The following is a 3,879-nucleotide window of genomic DNA, read 5'->3' on the forward strand; positions in this document are numbered from 1 at the left end:
AAGAACATGTCCCATAACGCCTCCCGGTATGCAGCGACCTCAGCTAAACTGATGCCACCACACTGCGGGACTGCACACCGTGATGCCCGGGATGGTCAGGGCTGCGACCTTGGCCAAGGAGGTCACCACCGGCGTGGTGCCCGGAGCGCTGTAGGTCGACCCCGCGATGACGGCGGTGTCGAGCGCTTCCTTCTGAGCCATGATGGTGGCTGAGCTGGTGATGGCCGCCCGGGCGGCAATCGACAGGCTAAGCATGCTGATGGCGCAGCCGGTGAAGCGCGAAAGCGAGCGGCTTGCGCCGCCGAGGTTCAGCGTCTCCTCGAAGGTGAAGGACCTCTGGTCGACGCCGTTCTTCAGAATGTTGGCCGCCTAGGCGCTGAACATGACACCCTCAAGGAGGTCGTCGAGGTTGCCGTAGGTCAGCTCGAAATTGTAGGCGCCGGTGACGTACTGCCCGAGCTGATACTCGTCGCGGACGTTGCGGTCAGCCTGGATCTCGTCCGAGGTGCCGGTGGTCTTATTTGTGCGCGGTCCACCGCCGGTGGCGCGGAACGTCTTGAACGAGGGCGTGGCGGGAGTGGTGCCGAAAACGGTCTCCGGCACATAGGCGATCCGACGGCTGGAGCCGCTTGCAATGGTCATGGCATTCTCCTGGAGGAGGGCGAGACGCCCGCGCGCTCAGTCGAGGGTGCCTACCCCGCGCGGGGGCGCGATGACATCGCAGAAACCGCCTGTCCATCGGACCACGCTCTGGTCGTGGACAGTGACGTTGGCCATCGGGCCTCCTGAGGCTTGGCACCATGGAGCAGTCGGAGTCACCGTGACCGCCAAGGAGGGACGCCCGAGGCACGTGCGCTCACTTCCGGTTGATCAGACTGATGCATAAGAGGGCGCCCATCACCAGCAGGCAGGCAGGCGAGGCCAACATCCGGATCAACAACGGTTTGGGAAGGGTCCATTCGTGCTATCCGTCAGCGTGGCCGGCTTGGCCATGAAGTTGACGGGACTAGGCATGGATCGGGTTGAGCGCAAACTACAACTTCGCAGCATCCAAGCGGGACGCGGCATCGCCGCCGTTCTCGTCGTCTTTCACCACGCCGGTAGCATCGCATCAGAGGACAGGTTCTACGGTGCCGAGGTGCTTGGCGGAGTGTTCCGCGGTTTTAATGTCGGTGTGGACTACTTCTTTGTGCTCAGCGGTTTCATCATCGCTTGGATACACTGGGGCGATCTTGGGCGCCCAGAACGGCTCGGTCGATATGTCGAGCGCAGGTTTCTGAGAGTTTATCCGCCCTACTGGGGCATTCTTCTGCCGCTGATGGCGCTTTATGCCCTATTTCCGTCAGCAGGTCGGTCCTACCAGCATGATCCATTAAACTATCTATTTTCGCCGTTGCTCTTGCCGTATCCGCTGCAACCAATTCTAGGCGTCGCTTGGACACTCGTCTATGAGGTCATGTTCTACACACTGTTCGCTGCATTGATCGTCGTCGGGTCACGACTTCTATGGGCTGTCGCGGCGTGGGCTATGGCGATTATGGTAGTGCAGATAACCTCGTCGCCCGTTTTCCCAGCCAGCACTCTGTTCAGCGCATTTATTCTAGAATTTCTTCTCGGCCTTGGTGCGGCTGTATATCTTCGCAGTCACGCACTTCCTTACCCGCGCCTGTGGGCAATACTTGGCGCCGCCAGTTTCTTTGTCGCCCTACCATACTCCACTATCATCCAGGAGAACTCATTTATTGGACGACTTTTCTTCGGCTCAGCATCCGTTGCAGCGCTCGCCGGGTTCGTAGAATGGGAGCGTCGCGACGGTGTATCAGCTCCGACTTGGCTTGGCCTCCTTGGGGATGCCTCTTACGCAATCTATCTCGTGCACGCGGTCACAATTTCTTTTGCCATTCAAATTGCGATGAAGGCTGGTCTTAGGATAATACCATTGCCTGCGATGATACTGATCTTGGTGGCTTTTGGCGTCACTGCTGGCCTCGTCTATCACCGATTTGCAGAGCAGCGTCTGATTGATGCCACTCGGCGGGTGGTGCACTGGTTTCGTTCAGCGCCGTCGGCCAGTAGCTGATCGGAACCTACGTCATATAGACCTGCGAGGCTGACGGGCGCTTTGCACGACCATCCCTGTGCCGTCGGATCGGTCGTGATGCTTGCGGCGTGTCTGCATACTTTCGCGGAGATGAGTGGACGCCGTCGAAGGTCTCCTTGTTCGGCGTTGGTACCGCCCGTCAGTAGCCTGAGGAGATTACAGGGCTGGTCACTCCATCGGGCAATGCCCCATCGCCGCGTCATGCACGAAGGCACGCTTGCGCCACTTCGCGACCGTCTTGGAGGTTCAGTCCATGCCGGGCGGCAAGATCTTTGAGCGGAGCTTTCGATCGCTGTAGCGCTGCTCTGACCGCGTGCGTGGTCGTGCCGCAGCCGTGAAGAACATGTCCCATAACGCCTCCCGGTATGCAGCGACCTCAGCTAAACTGATGCCACCACACTGCGGGACTGCACACCTAGGATTCGCCGAGCGCTTAAGGCGTGGGCGTTTGGACGGATGGCTCAAACCGCGCGTTTGGATCAAGACTCTCAGCATTCAGAGGCATCCTGCTGCTGACCGCTGAATTCGCACTTGGTACTGAACACGGAAGCGCGCATACGGCTATTGTCGTTTAGCTCGGCAAGGAGAATTACCATATGTACTCGCGTAAATCCCTATTGAATATATCTTTTAATCAATTCATTACTGTTATAATGATTTTTCAATCGGAGCCTGCAATGGCTCAAGGTTATACAAATAGAAACGAGAGGCCATGCATGGAAAATGAAACTTTAGTTTGCAGAAATCGCGTTATAAGGTGTCAAAATGCAGCTTGCGATGAGTTGCCGTTCTATGACTTAGATAGATTTAGTGTTTGTCAAAGCGGCTGTTTTCGGTCATACGCTCTTTGTCTTAGGCAATTAGGTTGCCAAAGATAAAGAGAAAAGGACAATAATCTTAAATTAGTTGAAAGAATCTGTCGGCACATGGCGTTTTGACAATTGATGCCAGCTCTCGGTGGCCCCCAGAGGCTGTCCTCGCCTGAACGGATTGGTTTGACTTGCGTTTTGATCTCTCGAAGACAGGAGTGTGGGTGCTGAGCGACGCGTAATGTTCTGAATTGGTGCCCCTGGTTGAGTCGTGCAAGCCCGAAGCCTAAACACCTCCAAAGGATTTCGGGCGCATACTCTCAGCTATCCTGTGCCGGCGCCAGAACGGGACCAAGCGGCGGCCATTCCGGAGGATCTGGGTCCGTGGTGGCGCGCGGCGCATATCTTCATCCATTGATCCTGTGCCGGCTTTCGAAAGCGCTTGCTTGAACTTGCACAGGAGAGCGGCGTCCAACTCTGCATGGCGTTCCTCGATGGCAAGAACGTGCGGGCGCACTAGAGCAGGCACCGACCGGACACCTCGAAATACCTCCTTCCGTACGGGGCGGTGTCCTGATTTCCTGATGCTGTCGGCGTTGGGGAGGCTCGGATGGGTCAGCTAGGGTTCTTCGATCTGGATGAGCGCTATCAGCGTTTGTCGGAGAACGGCGACCCGCTGGTGAAGCTCGCGGCCTTGATCGACTTCGAGGCTTTCCGCCCGAAGTTGTCCACCGCACTGAAGCGGCCCGATGGGTCGAAGGGGGGGGCGCCCGCCCTACAATCCGGTCCTGATGTTCAAGATCCTGATCCTTCAGATACTTTACACGCTCTCGGACGACGCCACCGAGTTTCAGATCCAAGATCGGCTCTCGTTCATGCGCTTCCTCGGTCTCGGTTTCGAGGATGGCGTGCCCGACGCCAAGACGGTGTGGCTGTTCCGGGAGCACCTGACCCGGGCCGGCGCGATCG

The 3,879-nt window shown here is 57.6% G+C and carries 1 protein-coding gene and 3 pseudogenes; 3 read left to right on the top strand and 1 reads right to left on the bottom strand.

The window, feature by feature from the left end; genetic code table 11:
• Window positions 1-39 precede the first annotated feature (39 nt).
• Window positions 40-642 (bottom strand): annotated as a pseudogene (locus tag AC6EUL_RS22605) (phage tail tube protein).
• Between the two features lie 319 nt (window positions 643-961).
• Between AC6EUL_RS22605 and AC6EUL_RS22610 the strand changes: the two are divergent.
• The 3 genes and pseudogenes from AC6EUL_RS22610 to AC6EUL_RS22620 all read left to right on the top strand — a co-directional run.
• A complete protein-coding gene (locus AC6EUL_RS22610; protein WP_499872845.1) occupies window positions 962-2,080 on the top strand; it encodes an acyltransferase family protein in 1,119 nt (372 codons plus the stop codon).
• A 1,081-nt stretch (window positions 2,081-3,161) separates the two neighbouring features.
• Window positions 3,162-3,427, top strand: a pseudogene (locus tag AC6EUL_RS22615) (IS5 family transposase); the annotation flags it as partial.
• 93 nt (window positions 3,428-3,520) lie between these two features.
• A pseudogene (locus AC6EUL_RS22620) lies at window positions 3,521-3,879 on the top strand (transposase); the annotation flags it as partial.

The organism is Methylobacterium sp. 001424705 (assembly GCF_059816145.1).